The organism is Corynebacterium lemuris (assembly GCF_024919295.1).
GTDB classification, from domain to species: domain Bacteria; phylum Actinomycetota; class Actinomycetes; order Mycobacteriales; family Mycobacteriaceae; genus Corynebacterium; species Corynebacterium lemuris.
In genome coordinates this window covers 227,329-252,565 of the sequence record NZ_JANWTC010000001.1, presented here as the reverse complement: position 1 = coordinate 252,565, position 25,237 = coordinate 227,329, and the positions used below count along the sequence as shown (strand labels likewise).

Here is a 25,237-nt window from a genome sequence, read left to right as displayed (position 1 = left end):
CGACAGGGTGGGTGAGGCTCAGGGATGAACCTCACCCACCCTGTCACGGCGGTCAGACTACCGTTCTAGGATTCGTTCCGGCGGCCACGCAGCGCGAGCCACGCACCACCGAGAATCAGGGCAGCTGCGCCGCCGGTGAGCCAGAGCACATTGGCTCCGGTGCTGGCCAGACCGCGCTTGCCCGGGGTGACCTGGGCGTGCTGGTCCTGCTTCTCCTGGCTCACCGGCTTGCCGGGCTCACCCGGTGCGCTCGGCTGGGCCGGCTGCGCGGGCTCCGTCGGCTTGCCCGGCTCACCCGGTGCCGCCGGGGCGGTCGGGTTCGTCGGGACCGGCACCACGGAGGAGCCACCACCGAAGGGCAGGAGCGGGATGGGCAGCGGGAGGAGGATCAGACCGTCGGAGCTGGTCTTGTTCTCCAGACCCAGGGTGACCTTCTTGTTCTTCTTGCCGCCGGTGAAGACGACGGTGGCGGCGGCCTGGTGCTTCTTGTTCTTCTTGTCGCCCTTGACCTTGCTCACCTCGGCGCCACGGTCGGCGCTCCAGATGACCTCACCCCACTTGACGTTCGGGACGTCCGTGTAGGCACCGGTCTCCGTGAAGGTGATCTCGGTGTTGGTCGGGAAGTGGACCTTGCCGTCGATGACGGTGGCGTCGCACTTCGAGGTCGGGACAGCGCCGCCGCGCGGGGTGACGTTCAGGACACAGGTGCGGTCCTGGCCGTCGGCGTCCTGCCACCTGGCGGTCACCTGGAAGGTGGAGGAGGCGTCGTTCTCGACCTCGTTGCCCTTCGGACCGGTGACGATCTTGTCGATGTCCACCTCGGTGGTCGGGATCAGGCGGTTGTGGATCTCAACCGTGTCGGTCTTGTCCCCACCGGTAATGACGATCTCGCTACCGTAGACGAACTCACCCTCGGTGCCGGTGACGTAGTAGGGCTTGGCCCAGTCGTAGCCGGCGGTGTTGCGCAGGTTGACCTCCTCGAAAGTCACCTTCGTGCCCTTCAGCAGGACCTTGCCCGAGGACCAGGTCCAGTCGTTGGCCTTGTTGAGCCTGAAGCTCTGGCCGACCTTCGGGAAGTTGACGTCGTCCGGCAGCGCCGGGTCGATGCCGGTGATACGGACCTCGAACTCGGAGTCCTCATCGATGGAGGAGTCCTTCACGTCGTAGATCTTGTCGCCGTCGACGATCTTCTTGGTGATCTCGAGCTCGCCGGTCTTCCAGGTGGCTTCGTTGGTCAGCTTGATGATGCGTCCCTCGGCCGGATCATCGGAGACGATGCCGGTGGCGACACCCTCAGCATCCTGACGCAGCCAGGATCCCTCAGGCTGGTGGACATCCCACTGCGGGGTGTCCCACTCGATGCCCTCGATCTCCGGCAGGTCGATCTCCGTGAAACGGACCTCAGTGCCGACCGGAAGGTCGAGGCCCAGCGGGACCGCGACGCCGTCGTTCTTGAGCGTCAGCCTGGTGGAGTCGAAGTTGGTGGCGGTGCTGCCCGGCTTCTTCCACTCGGCCTTGACGGTGAACTCCACGTCGGACTCAATGCCCTCGGCGGCGTCACCGGTCACGGCCTTGAGAACCTGGAGCGTGCCGTCGTTCTTGTCCACCCAGTTCTTCAGTTTCACCTTGATCGGATCCAGGCCGATGGTGACCTCGTTGCCCTCCACGAAGGTGGCGGAACTCCAGGCCAGTCCCTCGCCGTTCGGCGGCAGAACCTCGGTCAGGGTGACCGTGGTGCCCGACGGGAGCGGCTGTCCGTAATCCGTGGCGAAGTCAACCGCGCCACCGACCGGGACGGTCATGGTGTGGGACTTCTCCTCGGTACCTTCGGTCCACGTCGCGATGACGTCGAAGGACTCCGGAACTGCGTCGTTGAACTGCTCGGGGCCATCCAGCTTCTTGGTCACCGAGAAGGTGCCGACAGTCTGATCGGCGACGTTGGTCACCGTGACATCAGCGCGGAGATCGGTTCCGACGGTGAGCGTCTTCGGGGAGAAGGTCGGCTCACCCCAGGTGATCTCGTTGGTGTCGGTCGGCTGGATCTCGCTGAAGGTGATCTCGGTGCCCACCGGGAAGTTTCCGATCAGCTCCGGCTCGCCGGCCGTGATGCCGTAGGTCCGGACCTCGTTGTCGGGGAAGATCGCCTGGATCTTGTAGACCAGGTCCGCAGCCACCTTGGCGGCGGCGGGGCCCTCGACCTGCTTGGTGATGTACACCGGACGATCGGCGTACCTGGCCTCATTGGTGACGGAGATCAGGCGGCCTTCGGCCGGGTCATCGGAGATGATGCCCTCAGCGACCCCGTTGTTGACGGTGAGCCACTGCTCGCCGGTCGGGTTGGTGCCCCAGACCGGGGTGCCCCAGACGACGCCGTCGATCTCCGGGAACTTGATCTCGGAGAAACGGACGCGGGTCTCGGCCGGCAGGTCCTCGCCGAGCTCGACCGTGCCGTTGAGGCCGACCTGCAGTTCCCTGGTGGTGAACTGCGTGTCGCCGGTCTTCTGCCACTGAGCCTTCACGGTGAACACGGCGTCCGCCGGGACATCACCCGCGGCTTCACCGGTCAGGCCCTTGCTCAGCTGGAAGGTGCCGGTGCGCACGGCCGTGTTGGTGACGGTCAGGTCGACGTTGCCACGCCCGATGGTCACGACGGCGGAGCCGTCAGGATTGACGGTGACGCCCTCGCCGGAGAATACCGGGGTGCCCCAGTCGATGTTGTTGACCTGCGGCAGGACCTCGGTCAGGGTGACCTCGGTGCCCGTGGGCAGATCGAGGCCGGAGGCCTTGACGTCGCCGTTGGCGGGGACGTCGATCTCTGCGGTCTCGTTGTCGCCCCAGGCAGCCTTGACCGTGTAGGAGGTCGGCAGCTCTGCGTTGCTGGCCTCAGCACCGTTGAGGACCTTCTTCAGGCTGAAGGTGCCCTCGGAGGCGCTGGCCGTGTTGGTGAGGATGACGGAGGCATCCTCGCCGACCTTGATCGGGTTTTTGCTGAAGACCGGCTTGCCCCAGGTGATGACATTGTTGTCGGCGGGCTGGATCTCCTCGAAGAAGACCTCGGCGCCGATCGGCAGCTCGTCCAGGGTGATGGTCTCCCCGGCCTTCAGGCTCAGGGTTTCCTTCTTGCCGTTCACCCGGGCGGTGACATCGAAATACTGGTTGGGGTTGACCGCGTCCTTGGCGTCGCCCTCCACAACCTTGGTGAGCGAGACCTCGTCCTTCCTGGCGGTGTTGAACAGCTTCACCTGGGCGTTGGTGCGCGGCTTGACGGTGACGAGTGCTTCCTTGCCACCGTTCATGGGCTCGACGCCGTCACTCTCCGCGAAGCGGGGATCACCGAACTCGATACCGTCAACCTGCGGAAGGTTGATCTCCGAGAGTTTGATGGTCCAACCCTCGCCGCGGACGAACCTGCCCTTGACGGGCTCGCCGTTGGCCTTCACCTGGAGGTTGTAGGGCGCCATGACCTGGCCGTTCGGGCCGAACTCCTCGACACGGACGGTGAAGACGGTGTCCTCGGGGAACTTCTCGGACTCGGAGGAGCGCTCCTTGAGCAGGGTGAAGGAACCGCGGTTGGCGATGCCGCCGGTACCGCTGGCGGTCTCACGGGACCTGACGGTGCCCTTGGCGCTGCCGCCCTCGTACTGCACGGAGTTGGTGTACTCGACTCCGGCGTTGGTGTCGTCGCCACCGCTGGCGGTGCAGGTGACGTAGGTGATCACGTACTGGTACTCACGGTTGTAACCACCTTCCGGGCGGGGAAGGGTGATCTGGAGGCCGTCGTTGCTGGTGGCCGTGGTGTCCGCGGTGAGATCCAGCTGCGGCAGCTGCCCACCGACCTGGTCCCTGGCGATGACCTTCAGGCCCAGGCGGTCCTTGACGCTGCCGGAGCCCTCACAGACCTTGTGGCCCGCGCTGAGGAGATCCCGCAGAACCAGGGGCTCATCGTTGTTCTCGATGTGGCGACCCGGAATGTTGATGTTCCAGGTCAGAGCGGTGTAGGGCTCCAGGGTCTGGCCGTTGATCTCACGCTCTTCGGTGATGAGGCCACCGGTCTTGGAGCTGTTGCCGCCCCTGTACTGGACTGCACCCAGGACGTCCTCGTCGTTGATGGTGAAGACGTTGCGGAACCAGGACTCGTGCTCCGGAATACCGGGGGTGTCGGCGCAGGAGGTGTAGACGAAGCGGTACTGGGCGTCCTCCTTGAACTCGTAGTCGGAGGTCGCGGTGAAGGACTTGCGGTCCCCGGAAATGCTCGGGCCCGAGTTGAACACACCGGACAGGGGCGCGCTCCAGCTGGTGGAGCCCCCCTCGGTATCACGGTGGACCATCTCGGAGACGTCCAGTCTGAAGTCAGCGCAGTAGTTGTGCCCTGCCGTGCCGGCGGGGTGGTCGGTGAGGGAATCACCGAAGAAGTTGGTGTCTCGCTGGAGCTTGCTGCCCGGGACGACGACGGTCCAGGTGATCCTGGCGAGGCGGTCCTCCATCTCGGCGGCGGTGCCGACCTGAATGCGGCCACCCTTGCTGAACTGGGCCTTATTCCAGATCTGCGTCAGCTTGCCGACGACGCCACCCGGTCCGACGCCCGGTCCCTCAAGATCGTTGGTGTAGGTGGTGCCTGCCGGTCCGGCGCGGTCACCGTCCACCTTGGTGTCGTAGGTGAGCTTGTAGTCGACCTGCGGATCGAAACCACCGGTCGGCGGCTCGAGGGTGAGGGTCAGGGTGCCGTCGCCATTGTCGAGAGCCACGACGCCGGCGCCGCGGTCGATGTTCACGGAGTCGTCGACGTAGACCATCGTGCCGGCATTCGGGCCGTCAGTCTGCGAAGGCAGTTTGTCGGTGAACTCGTAGGGGGCCTCGCCCTGCAGGGCAGATCCCGGAATAGTCACAGTCCAGGTGGCCACCGTGCCGCTGATGCCCTTGAAGGCACCAGCCTTGGTGGTGAAGCGCTGTTCTTCCGGCTTCGGGTCGATCCCGCCGCCGCCCGGCAGGGGCACCGGGGTGGCGGTGCCGTTGAGGTTGAATCGGACGAAGTTGTCCTCGGTCTCCTCGGTGACGGTTGCCTCGATGGTCCAGGTGCCGGCAGGGATGTAGGCGTCTTCATCAGCACCCGCAGCGGTGATGGTGCACGTGGCCTCACGAGATCCGCCGACAGCCACACAGTTGGCCAGCGGGATGTTGCCCGGGGCGTTCAGGTTGAAGTCCAGGTCGCCCCGGATCTCCAGCTCGTCCGGGAAACCGATGGTGAAGGTGTCCCCTTCCTGCGGTGCCACGCCGGTGGTGTCAGAGGTGGCATCCCACTCTCCCTTGACGGTGACGGTGTCCTCGACGGTCAGCTTCTCGTCGTCGGCAACAGTGCTCCCCTTCTTGAGGACACTGGTGACCTCGACGACGACAGCGGGGTTCGCTGCGAAGAGGCCCATGCGGGGCTCAGGCCGCTCGGTCGTCTCCCGCTCGGTGAGCGGGGTCCCGGTGGTTTCCGGCTGGGTGGAATCCCCCACGGGATCCGAACCTGCCTCTTCCTCCTCGACGACCTCAGCGGTAGGAGTGGCGGACTCCTCTGTGGCGGAGTCCTCCAGCATGGACTGGATTGCGTTCTGTTCCTCAAGGATGGAGGTGATGTCAGTATCGCTCTCATCGGCCGAGGCTGTCGGTGCGACAGTCAGCAGGGAGAGAAGCAGTGCGAGCACTGCGACGATCGCAGCCAGCGGTATCCAGGGGGCCACCCCCTTCCCGCCACTTCGCATGAACAGACTCTTATCCATTTCTTTCCTTTCTCAGCCACGCCCGTCGAGGTCTTCCCAGAAAAGAACCGGAACCCCGCCAGAGTGATGCAGCACACTATTTCCAATAACAGGGACAAAGCCCGTGGTGCGAGACGAAATCGTAACCGTATTGACCGCTTTTAGTTGCTGCAGAATCCCAGGGACCCGCCTCCCCCTCCTTGCGAACAGAAGTGAACATGGATCACTCAAACGTTTGCAAACATGTACTGAACTGCGCCAACCCGCCACACCCCTAACCATCACCGCAGAATTGCCCCATAAACAGCTGTGAAAAGGCCACCTCTCCAGCTCCCCTAAAGCGGGGGTACCACTCCCTGCACCGCTGCGGTAAGTGCCCCTACCTGCATGGATGCAGAACTCACCAAGAAAAGCGAGTCTCGAAATTGGGTCGCCGTAGAATAAAAAACTAAGGAGATACTTATTTGCGGCAGAAACATAAGAACATATTTATTTAACTTCTTGGCTACACACAGCCAAATCACATGCATGTGCGCACATATGAACAGCTAGACCACGGCGTCATCCCTTCCCGCGCCCTCGGTGCCGGCACTCCCCGGGCCAGGGGCCGCCCCCGCCGATCACCCCGAGCTTTCCCGCCGGAATTACTGGGCAGCCGCCCCACCAGCCCACCGTTCTCGTAATGAAGGCCCTCCCCGGCAGGCGGAAACCACCCCCCTACCACCGGCCCTGACCGATAGTTGATCCCCGGCACCCTGCCCGACACCCTCTGGATATCTGGGGTACCCCCGCCTCAGCGACCTGCCGGCCCGCGTACCGGTGTGCGGAGATTAGACTCTGAATAATGACAATGACAAACGGTGACACCGAGCAGGACGCCCGTGCCGCTGAAGTCACTGAATTCCCTTATGTCACAGTGACCACCCAGTCGACGGGGATCCACCCGTCGACCGCGCGACTGGTCGCAGTGGACGTCCTCACCTTCAACGAAGACGGTGAGATCGGCGAAGAGTTCCATGCCGTACTCAACCCGGGCAGCGACCCCGGCCCCCGCCATTACCACGGGCTCACCCATGAACAGGTCGCGGAGGGGCAGCGCTTCTCGCAGGTGCTCCGCACGCTCGACCGGCTTATCGACGACCGCACCCTCATCGTCCACAACGCCCCCCGCGTGTGGGGTTTCCTCGTCTCCGAGGCCCGGCGCGCCATGAACGCCGCCGCCCGTTCCAACCGTTCCCGCGGTCGGGGTCGGGGCCGGGGCCGACGTCGTCGCCAGCGGGTGGGACACGTGCCGAAGCCGACCGCGATCGTCGATACGCTCGCGACCGCGCGCCGGCAGCGGATCACGCTGGAGGACACCCGTCTGGCGGCGCTGGCGCTGGTCCTGAAGGTGGATGCGGAGTCCCCCGTCGCCACCGTGGAACGTGCACTCCTGCCGGAACATGAGACGACACGTGAGCTCAACGACATCCTCATCGACGTCTTCTTCGCCATCCGCGACAACGGTGAGCTCTGCAGCACCACGCCGGCTGAACTGCGGGCGGATCGTTTCGGTCTGCAGCGCTCCCACGTGCGGGTGGATGCGGTGGAGGCACCCCGGCCCCATCCGAACCCGGGGACGCATATCGCGGGCGGGAACCTGAAGCGCGGCATGGAGGTGGTCATCGCCCCCGAGGTGGAGACCGATCCGGACATCCTCATCGAGGCGGCCCTGAAGGCACAGCTGGTCTACTCGGAGAAGCTCACGCGCACCACCAGCCTGGTGGTGTGCAATGAGACCGCCGACCTGCGGGGCAAGGCCATGCATGCGGCACGCAAGGGCATCCCGTTGCTCACCGACGCCGAATTCCTCGCCGCCGTGGCCAAGATGGGCGCGAAGAGCCACTCCCGGCGGGCATGAATCTGCCGGACCTGGCTGCCGCCCGCATCCGGGTCCCCCGGGGTGTGCCCGCGGACGTGGAGGTCCACCTTTTTCCCGTCGCGCAGTACCGCCCGCTGCTGGACTCCCATGGTCATCTGCTGAGCTCTGCCGGGCAGGACCGCGCCGAGCAGGGGGACTCCTCTGCTGTCCGGCGGCTCTCCCATGTCCTGCTGCGGCTCCTGCTGGCCCGGCGACCGGCACCGGCGCCGGAGACCTCACTGGCGCGGACAGCGGAGCTGATCGCGGTGGCGCTGGCGGACCGCCCGGTGGGAGCGGACGTGGAGAAGCAGCAGTCCCCGGAGCAGGCGGAGCTGCTGCTCAGCCTCCTGCACCCGGCGGATCAGCGGCGGCTGCGCGGCCGACCCGCCTCCGAGGTGACCGCCGCATGGACCCGCAAGGAGGCCACCCTCAAGGCCATGGGTGTGGGTCTGCGACGGGGCCCGGGTCTCGATGAGGTGGGCACCCGCCGCCGGCCCCGTGCGCCCCGTGGCTGGCAGGTGCGCCAGCTGGCTCTGCCACCTGCCCTGGGCGCCGAGCTCGCGGTGGCCTGGCGGGACTGATCCGCCCGTTCAGCCCAGGCTCAGCTGCGGTGGCGGCCCCGGTCCGCGGTCTCCCGGACCTTGACCGGGGCCACCGCGAGCCGGCTGATGGCGGCGACCACCCATTCCAGCGGTCCCCGCCGGAAGATCAGGCGCCACAACACGGGGATGACCAGCACCGCGGCCACCTGGATGAGCAGGGCGGTCCACGGGCGGTCCTCGAAGGGGTAGAAGTGCAGGAAGGCCAGGTGGGCCAGGTAGAGCGTCAGCGTCATCGCTCCGGCCACCGCCAGGGCCGTTCCACGTCCCGGGTGGGGCGACACCCGGGGACCTCCTGAGTCCTGTGATCTTCAGCTGAACCCCGCCATCCACCTTCCACGTCCTGTTCCCCTGTTCCAGCAGATCACGACCATTTTCCAGGCTTCTCCAATGCAAACACCCGGGCACCGCCGGTCAGTCGCGGACCGGCCACTTGGTACTAGTCTGAGAGCATGAGTTCCAGAACTACCGGTGTCCTGCGCCGCCTGCGTTCGACGGCGGCCACCACCGCAGCCCGGCTCGCCACCACCGCCTCCCGCCTCACCGGCCGGGGCGCCGGCGGCATGATCGGCGGGCTGGTGGCCAACGCCATCGACCCGACCATCATGGACAGGCTCGGCCGCGGCCGCCCCGCCGTGCTGGTCACGGGCACCAACGGCAAATCCACCACCACCCGGATGCTCGCCGCCGCGATGCGGAGGAAGTACCCCGTCGCCACCAACGACGGCGGCGACAACATGGACGCCGGCATCATCTCCGCCCTGCTCGCCGGGAAGGACGCCAGCCACCTCGTCCTTGAGGTCGATGAGCTGCACGTCCCGGCCGTCGCCGACCGCCTCAACCCGCAGGTGATGGTGCTGCTCAACCTCACCCGCGACCAGCTTGACCGCGTCGGGGAGATCAACAAGATCGAACGCGCCCTGCGCGGCGCGGTCAACAACCACCCGGACGCGCTGATCATCGCCAACTGCGATGACGTGCTCATGACCTCCGTCGCCTTCGACGCCCCCAACGTCGTGTGGGTCGCCGCCGGCGCCGGCTGGACCGGCGATTCGGTCTCCTGCCCGCGCACCGGCGGCCACGTCGTCCGCGAGGGCGAGGACTGGTGGTCCGTCAAACCGCTTGCCGACGGCCGCACCTTCCGCCGCCCCACCCCCACGTGGACCGTCACGGACCACGGGCTGGTCTCCCCCCACGGCGAATCCGACATGAAGCTCCGGCTGCCGGGCCGCGCCAACCGCGGCAACGCCACCCAGGCGATCGCAGCCGCCGTCGAGGGCTTCCAGGTCCCGCTTGCCGACGCCGTCGCCGCCACCGAGGGTGTGGACAACGTCGCCGGCCGCTACTCCACCATCCGTTTCGGCGACCGGGACATCCACCTGCTGCTGGCGAAGAACCCCGCCGGCTGGCAGGAGGCCCTGTCCATGGTCGACCGCTCCGCGGACGGCCTGGTCATCGCCGTCAACGGCCAGGTCGCCGACGGTGAGGACCTCTCCTGGCTGTGGGACGTGCGTTTCGAGGACTTCGAGGGCCTGGAGGTCAAGGCCGCCGGTGAGCGCGGCACCGATCTCGCGGTACGTCTGACCTACGCCGACATCGGGCATGACCTGCTCCCCGATCCCCTCGAGGCGGTGTTGGCCTGCCCGCCGGGACGCGTCGAGGTCCTGGCCAACTACACCGCCTTCCGCGACCTGAAGAAGGCACTGAACAAGGAGCTGGAGCACCGTGGCTGACCGCCTGACCATCGGACTCGTCCTGCCCGACGTCCTGGGCACCTACGGCGACGACGGCAACGCGCTTGTGCTGCGCCAGCGTGCCCGCATGCGCGGTATCGACGCCGAGATCCTGCAGGTCAGGCTCGGCGAGCCCGTCCCGGACGACCTCAGCGTCTACTGTCTCGGCGGGGGCGAGGACTCCGCCCAGACGCTGGCGGCCGAGCACCTCATCGCCGACGGCGGGCTCACCCGCGCCGCCTGGGCGGGCCGCCCCATCCTGGGTGTCTGCGCGGGCCTGCAGATCCTCGGCGAATCCTTCCGCGCCGGAAGGAAAGTCATCGACGGCCTCGGCCTCATCGACGCCACCACCGTGGGCCTCCAGCAGCGCGCCATCGGGGAGGTCGCCGCCACCCCGACGAAGGCGGGCATCACCGCCGAGCTGACTGAACCGCTCACCGGCTTCGAGAACCACCTCGGCGCCACCCTGCTGGGCTCACGTGCCGAGCCCCTGGGCCGGGTCACCCGCGGTACCGGCAACTGCGATGTCGCCGCCGCGGCCGACGACGTCGCCGACGGCACCCGCCAGCGCTTCGCGGAGGGTGCCGTCCAGGGCAGCGTCATCGCCACCTACATGCACGGTCCCGTCCTGGCACGCAACCCCCAGCTGGCGGACCTGCTGCTGGCCCGGGCCCTCGGGATGGCCCTGGTGGACCTGGAACCGCTGGAGATCGCCGTCGTCGACCGTCTGCGCCTGGAGCGGTTGAAATAGCTGCGGCCCCGCCGCGGAGGAACGTCGTTAGACTGGCTTCATATTCAGTGAACTTCATGTAGATCTGGAGGTCAGATGAAACCCACCATGCGCCTCGCGGGGCTGCTGCTCTCGGCAGGGCCGCTGCTCAGCGCATGCGGCATCGTGTCCGGCATGCCGGCGGACGTCGACGGCACCATGGACCGTGCCCGGGACGGCACCCTCGTCGTCGGGGTCTCCGAACACCCGCCCTGGGTCAATATCGACGGTGACACCGGTGCAGTCACCGGCAGCGAGGCGGAGCTGCTCAACAGCTTCGCCCGATCCATCAACGCCGAGATCGAATGGCGGCCGGGCCCGGAATCAGTCCTGGCGGAGAGGATCAAGGACGGTGAGGTCGACGTCATCGCCGGCGGTCTGACCACCACCGCCCCCTGGGCCTCCCACATGGTCCTGACCCGGCCGTACACCACAGTGGAAGGCGAGGACATGGTCATGGGTGTGCGGCTGGGCGAGAATGAGCTGCTCGTCGCCCTGGAACGTCATCTCGCCCGCGAGCACGGGGAGATCCAGTGAGCCGCGCCGTGGACACCCGGCAGAACCCGGTCAATGATCCCCTGCCGGAGGACATGCAGAAGATCCTGAAGAAGGCGATCCGCCTCGAGTGGATCACCATCATCTACATGGTCTTCGCCGTCACCATCGTCGGCCTGGTCGCCGGGCAGTCCCAGGCGATGCGTGCGGCCTGGGTGGAGGACATGCTGGGGTTCCTGCCGCCGATCGCCTTCCTCATCGCCACCCGTTTCACCCGCCGCGCGGCCAACCGGAAGCACCCCTACGGCTATCACCGCGCCATCGGCGTCGGTCACCTGGTCTCCGCGACAGCCCTGCTCCTGATGGGCGGGCTGCTGCTCTTCAACTCGGCGATGGGTCTGATCAGCCAGGAAAAACCCCCCATCGGGATCACCGTGCTCTTCGGATACGACATCTGGGCCGGTTGGCTCATGGTCGGTGCCATGCTGATCACCGGCATCATCCCGGTCATCCTCGGCCGGATGAAACTGAAGCTGGCGGAACCTCTCCACGACAAGGTGCTGCGGGCGGACGCGGACATGCAGAAGGCGGACTGGATGACCGCCTTCGCCACCATCATCGGTGTCCTGGGCATCGGCGTCGGCCTGTGGTGGATGGACGGGGCGGTGGCCATCCTCGTGTCCGGCTCCATCATCTACGACGGTATGACCAACCTGAAGGCCGCCATCGAGGACCTCACCGACACCTACCCCATGCGTTTCGACGACTCCGATCTCCACCCGCTCATCGAGGAGGCCGCCGACACCGCCCGCGCCGCCGTCTGGGTGCAGGACGCCGCGGCACGCGGGCGTGACCAGGGCCGGATCTTCCACGTCGAGGTCTTCGTCGTCCTCCGCGACGGGCAGGCCCCGACCGTCAAGCAACTCGAGGGGCTGCGGGATCAGATCCGCCAGGTGCACTGGAAGCTCTACGACGTCGTCGTCGTCCCGGTGCCGGAGCTGCCGCAGCAGCTGGTGGATAACTGAGCCCTGTCCTGGGCCTGCGGAAAACGCTCCACAGAACTGCCCCGGCACCTTTCCAGGGGCTCCGGTTCTGTGGAGCATTTTCCGTGCCGGGAGCCGGCGCGGCTAGATCTTCAACCGGCCGCTCAGGGCGCGGGAGAGGGTGAGCTCATCGACGAACTCCAGATCGCCGCCCAGCGGCATGCCTGAGGCCAGACGCGAGACCGTCAGACCCGGGAAGTCCTTGAGCAGCCGGGCGAGGTAGGCGGCCGTCGCCTCCCCCTCGGTGTTCGGGTCGGTGGCGATGATGACCTCGTGGATGTCGGGGGTCGAGTCGTGGCGCGGGACATCCGGGGTGGAATCGGCCAGCTCCCGGTCCGGCAGCACGCCGCCGATGCGCTGCAGCAGCTCGGAGATGTACAGGTCCTTCGGGCCGACGTTCGCCAGGGGGTCAAGCGCCCCACCGAGCACGTGGTAGCGGCCGTTGTACTCACCGGTGCGCTCGATGACCTGGATGTCCTTCGGTTCCTCGACCACGCAGATCATGCCGCGGTCGCGGCCGGAGTCAGCGCAGATACGGCAGACCTCCTCGCGGGAGATGTTGCAGCAGATGCGGCAGAAGGTCACACCGTCGCGCACGGCCTCCAGGGCCGCGGTGAGGCGGTTGATGTCATCCGGTTCGACGCCGAGGAGGTGGAAGGCGATGCGCTGGGCACTCTTGGGGCCTACCCCGGGCAGGCGGGAGAGCTCATCGATCAGGTCCTGGAGCGGTCCTTCAAACACGTCGCCTTCCGACCCCTTTCAGTTCAGGTTCCCACGCGGCCTGGAGCGGCCGCGTCATCCGGTCCAGGATAGTGGCTGCGGTCGCCGGGCCCCCGATCCACCCCTCAGTCGGCTGGTTTGAGCTGGTCGTGCTTGCTGGGGTGGAAGAGCTCGGGCGAGGGATCGTATTCGGTGTAGACGTGGCGGGGGTGCCACACCTCCCGCGCTTCATCCAGGTCGAGGGCGGCAGCGGCGAGGAAGTCGGCGACGGCGTCCAGCGCGGGCGGCTCGCAGGTGGGACAGGAGTTGACCTCGTAGACGACCAACCCGCCGGTTTCCCGGTTCTCGGCGATGTCGATCCCACCGATGAGTGTCCCGGCGCCGCGCGAGGCGCGTTCCGCCAGCTCGACCAGGTCGTCGGTGAGTGGACACATGGCTATCAGGCCACCGGCCCGCACGTTGGTGATCCACTTCCCCTCGTGGGCGTAGCGGTACATCGCGAAGACGGCCCGGTGGTTGACGGTGTAGACGCGGATGTCACGGCCAGGATTATCGATCCACGGCATCGCATAATAAGCCTCGTTGTGCTGCTCCATCGCCCAGATGATGGCCTCATCATCCGGCATGTCCATGATCCGCTGCAGGCCGCGCCCGCCGTAACCGACGAGGGGTTTGAGCACGACGGGGCCGTCGATCTCCTCGATCCAGCGGCGTAGCTCGGGGATGTCCTTGCCGGAGATCACCGGGTAGTACAGGCTGCCGGCGGCGGCGAGCATGGAGCTGTCGGTCAGTTTGTTCTGCGCCCGGAAGAGCGTCAGGGCGTCGTTAATCACGGGCACACCCGCGCGTACGAACACGTCGAGCTGGGCCATGCCCGGTATCAGCAGGTCATCGAGCACCCAGCCGACGACCAGATCAGGTTCGAGGGGATGACCCTGCACCGAGAATGTCGTGCGCTCCGGGTCCAGGCGGATAACCAGCTCATCGGGGTGGACACGGATGACCGCCCGCCCCCGCTCCCGCAGGGCGGGGAAGAGGATGTCGTGGTCCTCATCATCGATGTCGTCACCGAGGAAGACCACGAGTGGGCGGTCCGGCCCCTCCGGGGCAGTGAAGAACGGGTCGTCGAGTCGACTCAGCATGGCGCACCTCTTCAGGGATTCCTGAGGGCCACGTTACCCGAATCTGATCAGCCTCAGCCGAGCATTCCACCGAAGGGGTCGCCGCCGCCGCCGGACAGCGGTCCCATCTTCTGGGCGGCGAGGTCGCCGGCCTTGGCGTGGGCGTCCTGGAAGGCACCCATGACCAGATCCTGGAGCGTATCGACGTCCTCCGGGTCCACCACCTGCGGGTCAATGGTCACGTTGGTGACCTCGCCGCCGCCGGTCATGGTGACAGTGACGAGGTTGTTGCCGGCGGTACCGGTCACCTCGGTGGCGAGGATCTCCTGCTGGGCCTGCTGCAGTTTGGCCTGCATCTCCTGCGCCTGGGCGAGGATCTGGGACATATCCGGCTGGGTCATGACGGGCCTTTCGTTGAGTGGAGTGATCGCGCGCAAGTCTACCGGCTCACAGCCGGCGCGCGCCGAGTTCCTGCTCCAGCAGTTCGACGGCGATCGTCGTCGCGTCTCGACGGTCGAAGGTGCCCGGCTCCTGCGCCGCCTCGACCATCATCTCCTCCTCTTCCCGACGGGAGGACACGGGCGGGGCCTGCGGGGCAGGCTCAGGTGCAGATTCCACCGGCGGGGCCGGTTCGATGTCCTCGTCATCGGGCTCGGGCGGCAAGGGAATGCCGTCCCCGAAGGAGGGACTGGCCGCCCGTTCCGCGACCGCCTCCCAGGGACGGGGCTGCGGTTGTGGTTCTTCCCGGGCCGGTTCAGGCACAGGGGGCGGAGTCGGCGCAGGTGCCGGTGCCGGTTCTCCTCCGAGGGCGCGCGGCTGACCCCAGGTGGGGGCCGGTGCCGGTTCAGGTGCCGCCGCGGGTGCGGGAGCCTGCGGCGGCGTCGGGGCCGGGGTGGGGGTGGCCTGGCCGCCGATCGGGCGTGGCTGACCCCACGTCGGAGTGGGTGCCGGCTCGGACACGGGTGCAGGCGGCGGGGTGGGTTCCGACGTGGCTACCGGTGCCGGCTTTGCAGGCGGAGTCGCGGGCGGAGTCGCGGGCTGCTGCGGGTTCCACACCTCCTGCCTGGGCTGCGGAGCAGCGAAACCGGCGGCCGCCGGATCGGTGCCGATCACGCAGTGGACCTTCAGGCTGCGGCCCGCCTCCTCGGAGACGACCGCCGCGATGTCCCTGTTGTTCATCTCCGCGTTGAGGCGTTCCGCCAGGGCCCCGGTGTTGTGGCCGAGGGTGAGCGTGTCCTCGCGCAGTCCGAGGACACGTGCCTCGGCGAGCATGATGCCGGCGATCTTGTTGCGGCCCGATACCAGCTGGCGGATCTCCGACCAGCGGGAACGGATCATCTCGACGGGGTCGACGGAGGCGGCAGGTGCCGCAGGTGCCGGGGCCGGCCCGGGTTCCGGCTGCTTCGGGGTCGCCGGGGCCGGCGGGGGCGTGGGAACAGGCTTCGGCTCGGGAGTCGGCTCCGGCGCCTTCGGGGTGGCCGGTTCCTTGGTGGTCTGCTGCTGTGCGGCTTTCTCGGCGGCCTCCCGGGCCCGGCGGACCGAGGGCCGTTCAAAGACCTTCCCGTCCGCGGGGGCGGGTGTGGCGGCCGGTGCCGCCGTCGGGGAGGCGGTGGCAACTGCCGCGGAAGCCACTCCCCCGGCGGCCTGGACCGGGGCGGGTGGGAGAAGCAGGTGGGCGCAGAGGATCTCCAGCAGCAGGCGCGGGGAGGTCGCACCGCGCATGTCGGCGATGCGGTCATTGGTGGTGGCGGCCAGGTGCGCCAGCTGTGCGGCGGTGAAGGCGGCGGCCTGCTGACGGAGGATCTCGGCGCGGTCGGTGGGGGCGTCGACAAGCCCGAGGTCGAAGGCCTCGGGCACGGCCTGCAGGACCATGAGGTCGCGGAGGCGTTCGAGCAGGTCCTCGACGAAGCGGCGGGGGTCGTGGCCGGCCTCGATGACGTCGTCGACGGTGGTGAACATCGCGGCGCGATCGCCGGCGGCGAGGGCGTCGACGGCGGCGTCGATAAGTGAGAGGTCGGTGACCCCGAGCAGCGGCAGGGCGATCTCGTAGGTCAGGCCCTCGGGCCCGGTGCCGGCGATGAGCTGGTCCAGGATGGACAGCGAATCACGGGGGGAGCCGCCGCCGGCGCGGATGACCAGCGGATAGACGGAATCGTCGACGTGCACGCCCTCGGCCTCGACGGTGCGTTCCAGCAGACCGCGCATCGCCTGCGGGGTGAGCAGGCGGAACGGATAGTGGTGGGTGCGTGAACGGATGGTTCCGATCACCTTCTCCGGCTCCGTCGTGGCGAAGATGAAGATGAGGTGCTCCGGCGGCTCCTCCACGATCTTGAGCAGCGCGTTGAAACCCTCGCGGGTGATCATGTGCGCCTCATCGATGATGAAGACGCGGTAGCGGGATTCGGCAGGGGCGAAGATGGCGGAATCGCGCAGATCACGCATGTCCTCGACGCCGCGGTGCGAGGCGGCGTCCAGTTCGGTGACGTCCAGGTTGCCGGGTCCGCCGGGGGCCAGGGACACACACGAGGGGCACACCCCGCAGGGGGTGGAGGTCGGCCCCTGCACGCAGTTGAGCGAACGGGCCAGGATGCGGGCCGAGGACGTCTTACCGCAGCCGCGCGGACCGGAGAAGAGGTACGCGTGGTTGATACGGCCCGAGTCCAGGGCCACCGACAGGGGACGGGTCACCTGCTCCTGTCCGACGACTTCGGCGAAGGAGGCGGGACGGTACTTCCGGTAGAGAGCCACGCGCAACAGCCTACCCGGCGCCGCTGCGGGTCACCGAGCCCAGTCGAGCAGGTCGATTCCCGCCTCACCCAGCGCCTGCTGCAGCCCGCCGGGACCCTCCTCCATCGCGTAGGCGTACTCCGCGTCGGTGAGCATGACCAGCTGCAGGAGCACCGTCAAACGGTCCTCCTCGGTGACACGCGGGGTCTCCCCGCCCCAGAGGTAGGGCGGGACGAACAGGCCGTGCGCGACGGAAAGACCCTGCAGACCCGCCTTCTCGGCGAGGTGGGGGATCATGGTGCCGGGCTGGGCGGGGAGGAGACCGTTCGCGTCGGCAAGCAGGGTGGCCGCGGCCCGCAGCACGGCGGTGAGCTGCCCACGTTCCGCACGCGCCACGGTGATCAGTTCGGAACGGACATCCGCGCCGCCCTCGACGGCCACCAGGCCGGTGTCGACGTCCGCGAAACCCACCGTCACCGCCACCCGCTGGCCGTCATCCAGGTCGGCGACCGCCGCATCCTCCCCGAAATCAAGCTCCGCGGGGATGAGCTGGCCCAGCCAGAAGGTGGTCTCCTCCCGCTGCACTACGCCCCGAGCTTCTCGACGGCCGCGAGCAGCACGCAGGTGGCCACCCCGTCCATCGCCACCTCAAGTTCCTCCACCGGCGGCAGCGACGGTGCCAGGCGGATGTTGCGGTCATTGGGGTCATCCTTGAGTGGGAAGGAGGAACCCGCGCCCGTCAGCGCGATGCCGGCCTCCTTGGCCAGCTCAACGACCCGGGAGGCCGTGCCGTCGATGACGTCGAGGGAGATGAAGTAGCCGCCTGCCGGCTCCGTCCAGCGGGCCACCTCGTACTCACCGAGACGGCTCTGCATGATCTCCAGCACCCGGGCGAACTTCGGGGCCAGCGAACCGGCGTGCTTGCGCATCACGGCGCGCACCCCCTCCGCGTCACCGAAGTAGCGGGCGTGGGCCAGCTGGTTGACCTTGTTCGGGCCGATACCGCGGACACCGGCGGTCTGCAGGTACCAGTCCAGGTTCGCCTTCGAGGAGTGGAAGAAGCTCACACCGGAGCCCGCATGCGTGATCTTCGAGGTCGAGGTCATCGCCCAGAAACGGTTCGGGTTGCCGGCCTCCTCCGCGAAGGAGACGACGTCGTAGATGGGCGGGAACTCATCGGTCAGGGTGTGCACCGCATAGGCGTTGTCCCAGATGATGCGGAAATCCGGGGCGGCAGTCTCCATGGCGGCCAGCTCCCGGCAGACCTCCTCCGAGAAGGTGATGCCGGTGGGGTTACCGAATACCGGCACCGCCCACATGCCCTTGACCTGCGGATCCTGCACGAGCTCCTTGATGGCCTCCACATCCGGGCCGTCCTCGAGCATGGGCACGGTCACCATCTCGAAGCCGAGGTGCTCCGTGATGGTGAAGTGGCGGTCATAACCCGGGACGGGGCAGATCCAGCGGACCTTCTCCTCGTCCTGCCACGGCCGCTGCGAATCGTTGGTGCCGAACATGTAGGCCCAGGTGACCAGGTCGAACATGATGTTCAGGGAGGAGGAGTCCCCCGCGAAGACACTCTCCGGGTCCACACCCAGCAGCTCCGCCCACAGCTCCCGGATGTCCCGGATGCCCTTGAGGTTGCCGTAGTTGCGGACATCCTGACCATCCGCATCGAGGTGGTCGTCCTCCCCCGGCAGGGCCAGGAGGGCCTCCCCGAAATCGAGCTGTTCAGAGGAGGGTTTGCCCCGGGTCAGGTCAAGCTTGAGGTTCCTCCCCTTGAGTTCTTCGTAATCGGCGCGGACCTGCGCCGCGAACTGTGCCAGGCGGTCAGAATCGAAGTCGAGGAGCGTCATGTTGAGGGCCTGCCTTCCATCGGGGATGTACGGCCACAATGTTAGACGCATTGAGAAAATAAGGGGATCCCGCGCACCCGTCAGAGCTCGTTGACCCTTGCTGCATTCCTGCCCTGGGGGAGTTCACAAGATGGACGCCGCACGGGATCCTGCGCACAACTGTAGCGCATCGCCCGCCGCCGGAGCCAACTCCCCCACCGTCTCCAACGCTGCAGGACCTGACAGCAAACCCCCACTTCGGCGCCCTGACCTGTGATTTGTGTTTTTCCACCGATGTTGTGTACTGTCTTACGAGAACACAGCAGCTGTTGCTGCAGTGCTCAGGAGGATTCGACTAGCGGCCTATGTCACACGCCTGGAACGCGTGCGGGTAGCAATACCCTCAAGGGTTCAAATCCCTTATCCTCCGCCAGAGCAGAACCCCCGGTGATTTTTCACCGGGGGTTCTCTGCATCCCCGGATCCGGTTTCAGGGTGCCGAAGCTTTATCTGGTCAACTCCGGGCCGGAATCAAAATTTCCGGCCCGGAGTTGACCAGATAAATCACAGAACTCCTACTGCGCCGCCTCCAGCTCCTCGACCCGCTTGTGCAGCGCGCGCTCGCGGTTCCAGCGCTTGGTCACGTCCCGCAGGATGGCAGCCACGCCCTCGATGGCCCCGCCCGCGTCCTTGAGCAGGGTGATGGAGAACTCCAGGGAGACGATGCTGCCGTCCTTGCGCAGCCCGGGCACGGCGAGGGGGTCGGCGCCATAACGGGTCAGGCCGGTGTCCATGACGCGGCTCCAGCCACGCCGGTGGGCCCGGCGGTGCTTCTCGGGGATGATCATGTCCAGGTTCTCACCGATGGCCTCGGCCTCCCGCCAGCCGAAGATCCGCTCTGCACCCTTGTTCCACATCTGCACGGTGCCGCTGCGGTCGGCGTAGATGACCGCATCCTGTGTGTCGGCGACGATCCGTGCGGCTGTCTGATCCTGCTCCATGGTGACCCACCTCATAAAATGTCCGATTTTTCCCGAACATACCTGAGGCCTCAGCGCCACACCAACGGTTCGCGCGGCAGGTCGTCGGGGTTGAAGACCTGGAGCAGCTTATGCAGGGTGAACACGTCCGGGTAGCCCAGGGATTCGGCGAGCTTGCCGATGACGTGGTGCACCGGCTCCTCCAGCAGCATCTCCCGCAGCGTCACGGCCCCGTCGCGTTTGGCCAGCCGCTGCCCGGCCTGGTTGACCACGAGCGGAACGTGAACGTATTCGGGGGCGGGGATGCCCAGCAGGCTGCCCAGATAGGCCTGGCGTGGGGTGCTGGGCAGGAGGTCCTCCCCACGCACGACCTGGTCGATGCCCTGGAAGCCATCGTCGACGACGACCGCGAGGTTGTAGGCCCAGTCCGTGTCCTGGCCGCCACGGCGCAACACGAAATCATCGATCTCGGTGGTGTACTCACCGTGGTAGCGGTCCTGGATGGTGAAGGTGTCCACGTCCGCACGCAGGCGCAGCGCAGGTTTGCGGCCCTGGGCGGCGAGCTCTTCTCGACGCCGCTCCCGCTCGGCGTCGTCAAGCTCGCGGCAGGTTCCCGGGTAACTGCCGGGCACGTGGTGCGCGGCGCGGGGCGCGTTCTGGACGTCCTTGCGCGAGCAGTAGCACTCGTAGACCCGGCCGTGGGCCCTGAGCCGGTCGAGGGCGCGCTGGTAGGCGGCGGAACGGTCCGACTGGTAGAGAATGTCCCCGTCGAAGGTGAGGCCGAGGGTGAGCAGATCGTCGATCTGGCGGTGGGCGGAGTCGATCGTGGAGCGCTGGCTGTCCACATCCTCCACCCGCAGCAAGAACTTCCGTCCCGACTGGCGGGCGAAGAGCCAGGCGATGAGACCCGTCCGGAGATTACCGAAGTGCAGGTCACCGCTGGGGGAAGGGGCATAACGTCCGGCGTGCGCAGTCATGACTTACAGACTACTGCGGAAGTTGTGCGAATATTCCAGTCATGACTTCCAATGAACCTGCACCTGGGCAGGGGATGAACGACCGTTTCATCCCCCTCCAGCCCAGTTACTACCCCGTCATCGTCGCCGTTTTCGTCGCGGTCTTCCTCATCTCCAATATCCTGGCCACCAAGGGCGTGTCCATCGGCCCGTTGATCACCGACGGTGCCTTCTTCCTCTTCCCCATCGCCTACGTCCTCGGCGACGTGCTGGCCGAATGCTACGGCTTCAAGGCTGCCCGGCGCGCCATCTTCACCGGCTTCGCCGTGACCATCCTGGCGGTGCTGTCCTTCTACGTGGCCATCTGGCTGCCGGCGGCCGATTTCTACGGCTCGCAGGAGGAGTTCGCCCACGTCCTGGGCCTGGTACCCCAGATCGTCGTCGCCTCCCTGACCGGCTACATGGTCGGCCAGCTGCTCAACTCCTGGGTGCTGGTGGCCATCAAACGGCGCACCGGAGAGAAATCCCTGTGGGCCCGCCTGATCGGTTCAACGGTGGTCGGCGAGTTCGGCGACACCCTGCTGTTCTGCATCATCGCCGCGCCGGTGATCGGCATCGCGACGGGCGCGGACCTGCTGAACTTCGTCATCGTCGGTTTCCTGTGGAAGACGCTCATCGAGGTGCTGCTGCTGCCGGTGACCTACGCGGTCATCGGCTGGGTCAAACGCCGTGAGGGCTACGACCAGGTGCCGGGCGCGTAGCGCAATATCTTACCTTGACGCGTCAAGCGAGAGCCATTGAGCAGGGATGTTGCGCGCACGTCCGTCACACAGCCGTCAGATGTTGCGCACCACTCCCCGCCGGAAACCGGGCCGGAACCCCTATTTCTGCTGCCCCGCGTAGTAGCGGCCCATGAACTCGGCGCGGTACTCCTCGAAGTAGCCGCCGTCGATGGAGTCGCGGATGTTGTCCACCAGCGTGATCATGAAGCTGAGGTTGTGGATGGTGCACAACGTCATGCCGAGGAACTCGTTCGCCTTGAACAGGTGGCGGAGGTAGGCGCGCGAGTAGTTCTCGGAGACGTAGCCGCCGAATTCCTCGTCGATGCCCCGGAAATCCCGCTTGAACCGCGCCCCCTCAAGGTTCATGCGCCCGTCGAGGGTGTAGACGCCGCCGCGGCGGGCCAGGCGGGTCGGTGCCACGCAGTCGAAGGTGTCCGCGCCCGCCTCAATGGCGGTGAACATGTCATCCGGTTCGGAGATGCCCAGCAGGTGGCGGGGCTTGTCCTTCGGCAGTTCGTCGCAGACCCAGCCGACGATGGTGCCCAGGTTCTCCTTCTCCAGGGCACCTCCGATGCCGAAGCCGCCGAAACCGCGGCGGCCCTGCTCCACGGCGGTGTCGGAAAGCGCGACCAGTCCGCGGGTGGCCTGGCGGCGCAGGTCCTCGTAGTTCGCGCCCTGCACCACGCCCCACAGCGACTGCAGCGGCTTATCTGCCCGCTCATGGGTGAGCCGGTCATGCTCGTCGAGGCAGCGGGCCGCCCAGCGGTGGGTGCGCTCGACGGACTCCTCCTGGTAGGAGCGGTTGTCCATGAGGGTGGTCAGTTCGTCGAAGGCGAAGAGGATGTCGGCGCCCAGCTGGTGCTGGATCTGCATGCTGACCTCGGGGGTGAAGCGGTGGCGGGAGCCGTCGATGAAGCTGGTGAAGTTCACCCCGTCCTCGTCGACCTTGGCCATGTTCTTCTTCGCCGGCAGATGCCCCTTGGCGTTGGCCTCGGCGACGTCCATGGAGATGGTCTTCTGCCAGCCGGAGCCCTGGCTCATCACCTGGAAGCCACCGGAGTCGGTGTAGGTGGGCCCGGACCAGTTCTCGAAACGCCCCACTCCCCCGGCCTCGTCGACGATGTCGGCGCCGGGCTGCAGGTAGAGGTGGTAGGCATTGGACAGGATCGCCTGGGCGCCGGTCTGCCGGATCTGCTCCGGGGTCAGTGTCTTCACCGTTGCCTTGGTGGCCACCGGGATGAACGCGGGGGTCCGGATGTCACCGTGGGGGGTGTGGATCGTACCCGTGCGGCCGTGCCGGCCGGGGCCGGATTCCAGTTCGGTGCCGAGGGTGAAGGAGAGGTCTGTCATGAGCTAACTGTATCCATCTTCTTCCGGTGCTCCTTCTCGGCGGCGTGCCGGGCCTCCCATTCCTTCTCCAGGGCGGTGCCCTCGATGTCCATGTGCGGGATGAGGCGGTTGAGCCAGCGGGGGATCCACCAGGTGGCGTTGCCCATGAGGAACATGGTGGCGGGCACCAGCGCCATGCGGATGAAGAAGGCGTCGAAGAGCACGCCCACGCCCAGGGCGAAGCCGAAGATCTGGATGAAGGGCAGGGGCTGGTCAATGAAGGCGATGAACACGGCGATCATGATCAGTGCGGCGGCGGTGACCACGCGGGCACCGCGGGTGAAACCGACGACGGTGGACTGGTCGACCGCGTTCAGACGCGAGACGGCCCGCGGGGTGTCCGGGTCGGGGTTCTCCCGTTCCTGCACCCGCAGGCTGATGTAGTGCTCGCGGATGCGGGTGACCAGGAAAACCTGGTAGTCCATGGCCAGGCCGAAGGTGACGCCGATGAGGAAGATCGGCATGAAGGAGATCAGCGGGGCGGGGGTGTTCACCAGGTCCCAGAGGCCCTCCTGCCAGACCAGGACCGTCAGGCCGAAGGCCGCGCCCACCGAGAGCAGGAAGCCCAGGCCGGCGACGAGCGGCACCATCACGGAGCGGAACACCCCGAGCAGCAGGAAGATAGCCAGGCCGACGACGATGGCCAGGTAGGTCGGCATCGCCCCGGAAAGCCGTTCGGTGATGTCCATCTGCACGGCCGTCAGCCCGGTCAGGCCGATCTCCACGCCGGTGGCGTCGGTGACCTGCATCCCCTGTTCGCGCAGCGCGTGGGAGACCTGGGCGGTGTACTGGTCATCGGGCCCCGTCAGCGGGGTGACCAGGATCTGGGCGGCGCTGGTGTCCGGGTTCATGGAGATCAGCTGGGCGTGCTTCACCCCGCCGACGTTCTTGAGCTGGCCGACGGTGTGCAGGAAGGAGGCGGTCACCGCTGCCTCCTGCTTATCGACGTCCCCCTGCGCCAAGATCAGCGGCTGCAGGGCGGGGGCGTCGACGTTGACCTCGTCGGCGTCGACGATGACCAGGAAGGGGGCGTTGACCCCCGCGCCGAAGCCCTCGGCCATGAGGTCAGCGGATTTACGCTGGGTGGTGTCGAGGTTGGAGGTGGAGTCCGAGGGCAGCGACAGCTCCATGTTGAGCACCGGGTAGGACATCGCCCCCAGGGACAGCACCACGACGGCCATGACCAGCCCCGGGGCCTTGCGCACGAAGTTGATCCAGCGGTTGCCCATGGTGGGCTTCTGGCGGCGGGGGCGGTTCGCGCGGATCTCGCGCCTGCGTCGGTTCCCGGCCACGCCGGGTACCCGCCCGGCGAAGGTGCGGTCGCGGAGCACACCCAGCAGGGCGGGGATGAAGGTCAGTGCGACGAGCACCGCGACGAACACGGTGAAGGCGGCCGACAGGCCCATGGCCGTGAGGAACTCGATGTTGACGATCGCCAGTGCCGCCAGGGCGACGATGACGGTGGCGCCGGCGAAGACCACCGCGGAACCGGCGGTGCCCACCGCCATGCCGGCGGCCTCGTCGGCGGGCATCCGTTCCCGTTCGGATCTGTACCGGGAGAGGATGAACAGGGCGTAGTCGATGCCGACGGCCAGGCCGATCATCACCGCCAGAACCGGGGTGATGTTGTTGAGGTCGGTGAAGGCCGTGGCAATGACGATGGTCAGTACCCCGATGCCCACACCGACCACGGCGGTGAGCACCGGCAGGCCGGCGGCCACCAGGGAGCCGAAGGTGAAGATGAGCACGATGAAGGCGATGATCAGGCCGACGATCTCACTGCTCGTCTTGATCGTGATGGGGTCACCGAAACCGGCGCCGCCGGCCTCGACCTGGACGCCCGCCTCACGGCCCAGGTCCATCGCCTCGTTGACCACACGCCGGTGCTCGTCGGTGACATCCATCGAGGAGGGGACGTCGATGGTGAAGGTGGTGTAGCCGATGCGCCCGTCGTCCGAGAGCATCGCCAGGTTCTCCGCGTCGGCGCGGGCGGTCTCCTCCGGCAGCCCCTGGTCCGTCATCATGGTGATGACGCTGTCCTGCAGGGCCGGGGAAACCTCCACCGGGTTACCGAACCGCTCCGTGCCCGTCAGATCAGGCAGGTTGGCTTCGATGTGGTCGACGACCCTGTCGATGGCGGCAGAGTTCTGCGGTTCCGCCAGGGTCTGCCCCTCGGGTGCGGCGAAGACGACGTTCACGCCGGCCGCGCTGACGGGGTTGCCCTCCCCCGGGAATTTCTCCACCAGGGAGTAGGTCGCGTCAATGGAGGGGGTGTTGCCCATGGGGAAATCATTGGTGAAGGGTTTCTGGAAGGTCACGGCGGCGCCGGCCACACCAGCCAGGGTCACCAGCCACAGGACGATGACGATCCACTTGTGGTGAAAGGACCAACGTCCCAGCTTGAACAGAAATTTAGCCACGAGGTAGGGGCTTCCTCAATACCGTCGA

General features: G+C 67.0%; 19 protein-coding genes, 1 tRNA gene and 1 other RNA gene. 8 read left to right on the top strand and 13 right to left on the bottom strand.

What is annotated here, in order from left to right:
- Nucleotides 1-65: 65 nt before the first annotated feature.
- The gene (locus tag NYP18_RS01235) at nt 66-5,762 is read right to left on the bottom strand and encodes a DUF5979 domain-containing protein (RefSeq protein ID WP_259426312.1); all 5,697 of its coding nucleotides are present in this window, start codon (nt 5,760-5,762) and stop codon (nt 66-68) included.
- A gap of 823 nt (nt 5,763-6,585) precedes the next feature.
- Between NYP18_RS01235 and NYP18_RS01230 the strand changes: the two genes are divergently transcribed.
- Entirely contained in the window at nt 6,586-7,641 is a 1,056-nt protein-coding gene (locus NYP18_RS01230) for an exonuclease domain-containing protein (RefSeq protein WP_259426311.1), read from the top strand.
- Complete coding sequence (locus NYP18_RS01225) at nt 7,638-8,222, top strand: 4'-phosphopantetheinyl transferase family protein (protein WP_259426310.1); 585 nt, start codon at nt 7,638-7,640, stop codon at nt 8,220-8,222. The genes NYP18_RS01230 and NYP18_RS01225 overlap by 4 nt, the downstream gene beginning before the upstream one ends.
- 20 nt (nt 8,223-8,242) lie before the next feature.
- On the opposite strand, the gene NYP18_RS01220 is transcribed toward NYP18_RS01225, so the two are convergent.
- Nucleotides 8,243-8,524, bottom strand: coding sequence for a hypothetical protein (locus tag NYP18_RS01220; RefSeq protein WP_259426309.1), 282 nt, complete (start codon nt 8,522-8,524; stop codon nt 8,243-8,245).
- Nucleotides 8,525-8,692: 168 nt separating this feature from the next.
- Here NYP18_RS01220 and NYP18_RS01215 point away from each other — a divergent pair, with 168 nt between their 5' ends.
- From NYP18_RS01215 to NYP18_RS01200, 4 genes are all read left to right on the top strand, one after another.
- A complete protein-coding gene (locus NYP18_RS01215; protein WP_259426308.1) occupies nt 8,693-9,973 on the top strand; it encodes a Mur ligase family protein in 1,281 nt (426 codons plus the stop codon).
- Nucleotides 9,966-10,724, top strand: a complete 759-nt coding sequence (locus tag NYP18_RS01210) for a type 1 glutamine amidotransferase (protein WP_259426307.1) — start codon at nt 9,966-9,968, stop codon at nt 10,722-10,724. Before NYP18_RS01215 ends, NYP18_RS01210 begins: the two co-directional genes overlap by 8 nt.
- A 75-nt stretch (nt 10,725-10,799) precedes the next feature.
- Nucleotides 10,800-11,279, top strand: a complete 480-nt coding sequence (locus NYP18_RS01205) for a transporter substrate-binding domain-containing protein (RefSeq protein WP_259426306.1) — start codon at nt 10,800-10,802, stop codon at nt 11,277-11,279.
- The gene (locus NYP18_RS01200) at nt 11,276-12,262 is read left to right on the top strand and encodes a cation efflux transmembrane domain-containing protein (RefSeq protein WP_439648034.1); all 987 of its coding nucleotides are present in this window, start codon (nt 11,276-11,278) and stop codon (nt 12,260-12,262) included. Before NYP18_RS01205 ends, NYP18_RS01200 begins: the two co-directional genes overlap by 4 nt.
- Before the next feature lie 102 nt (nt 12,263-12,364).
- On the opposite strand, the gene recR is transcribed toward NYP18_RS01200, so the two are convergent.
- From recR to ffs, 7 genes are all read right to left on the bottom strand, one after another.
- A complete protein-coding gene (gene recR, locus NYP18_RS01195; protein ID WP_259426305.1) occupies nt 12,365-13,021 on the bottom strand; it encodes a recombination mediator RecR in 657 nt (218 codons plus the stop codon).
- A gap of 104 nt (nt 13,022-13,125) precedes the next feature.
- Entirely contained in the window at nt 13,126-14,142 is a 1,017-nt protein-coding gene (locus tag NYP18_RS01190) for an ATP-grasp domain-containing protein (RefSeq protein WP_259426304.1), read from the bottom strand.
- Between the two features lie 53 nt (nt 14,143-14,195).
- Nucleotides 14,196-14,522 carry a YbaB/EbfC family nucleoid-associated protein gene (locus NYP18_RS01185; protein ID WP_259426303.1) on the bottom strand — a complete coding sequence of 109 codons (327 nt, stop codon included), beginning with the start codon at nt 14,520-14,522 and terminating at the stop codon, nt 14,196-14,198.
- Nucleotides 14,523-14,568: 46 nt separating this feature from the next.
- Nucleotides 14,569-16,869: a DNA polymerase III subunit gamma and tau gene (locus NYP18_RS01180; protein ID WP_259426302.1), complete on the bottom strand. Its 2,301-nt coding sequence runs from the start codon at nt 16,867-16,869 to the stop codon at nt 14,569-14,571.
- A gap of 30 nt (nt 16,870-16,899) precedes the next feature.
- Nucleotides 16,900-17,433 carry a suppressor of fused domain protein gene (locus NYP18_RS01175; RefSeq protein WP_259426301.1) on the bottom strand — a complete coding sequence of 178 codons (534 nt, stop codon included), beginning with the start codon at nt 17,431-17,433 and terminating at the stop codon, nt 16,900-16,902.
- Complete coding sequence (locus NYP18_RS01170) at nt 17,433-18,704, bottom strand: aspartate aminotransferase type Ic (protein ID WP_259426300.1); 1,272 nt, start codon at nt 18,702-18,704, stop codon at nt 17,433-17,435. Before NYP18_RS01170 ends, NYP18_RS01175 begins: the two co-directional genes overlap by 1 nt.
- A gap of 55 nt (nt 18,705-18,759) precedes the next feature.
- An RNA gene (gene ffs / locus NYP18_RS01165) (signal recognition particle sRNA small type) lies at nt 18,760-18,858 on the bottom strand.
- Between the two features lie 169 nt (nt 18,859-19,027).
- Between ffs and NYP18_RS01160 the strand changes: the two genes are divergently transcribed.
- Nucleotides 19,028-19,116: transfer RNA gene (locus NYP18_RS01160), tRNA-Ser, on the top strand.
- A gap of 141 nt (nt 19,117-19,257) precedes the next feature.
- Here the strand turns inward: NYP18_RS01160 and NYP18_RS01155 are convergent.
- Nucleotides 19,258-19,683, bottom strand: coding sequence for a PAS domain-containing protein (locus NYP18_RS01155; RefSeq protein ID WP_259426299.1), 426 nt, complete (start codon nt 19,681-19,683; stop codon nt 19,258-19,260).
- 50 nt (nt 19,684-19,733) lie between these two features.
- On the bottom strand, nt 19,734-20,639 hold the full coding sequence (gene gluQRS / locus NYP18_RS01150; RefSeq protein WP_259426298.1) for a tRNA glutamyl-Q(34) synthetase GluQRS: 906 nt from the start codon (nt 20,637-20,639) through the stop codon (nt 19,734-19,736).
- Between the two features lie 41 nt (nt 20,640-20,680).
- Here gluQRS and NYP18_RS01145 point away from each other — a divergent pair, with 41 nt between their 5' ends.
- On the top strand, nt 20,681-21,379 hold the full coding sequence (locus NYP18_RS01145; RefSeq protein ID WP_259426297.1) for a queuosine precursor transporter: 699 nt from the start codon (nt 20,681-20,683) through the stop codon (nt 21,377-21,379).
- Nucleotides 21,380-21,499: 120 nt separating this feature from the next.
- On the opposite strand, the gene tgt is transcribed toward NYP18_RS01145, so the two are convergent.
- Together tgt and NYP18_RS01135 are read right to left on the bottom strand one after the other, a co-directional pair.
- Nucleotides 21,500-22,750, bottom strand: a complete 1,251-nt coding sequence (tgt, locus tag NYP18_RS01140) for a tRNA guanosine(34) transglycosylase Tgt (protein ID WP_259426296.1) — start codon at nt 22,748-22,750, stop codon at nt 21,500-21,502.
- Nucleotides 22,747-25,209, bottom strand: coding sequence for an MMPL family transporter (locus NYP18_RS01135; RefSeq protein WP_259426295.1), 2,463 nt, complete (start codon nt 25,207-25,209; stop codon nt 22,747-22,749). The genes tgt and NYP18_RS01135 overlap by 4 nt, the downstream gene beginning before the upstream one ends.
- Nucleotides 25,210-25,237 lie beyond the last annotated feature (28 nt).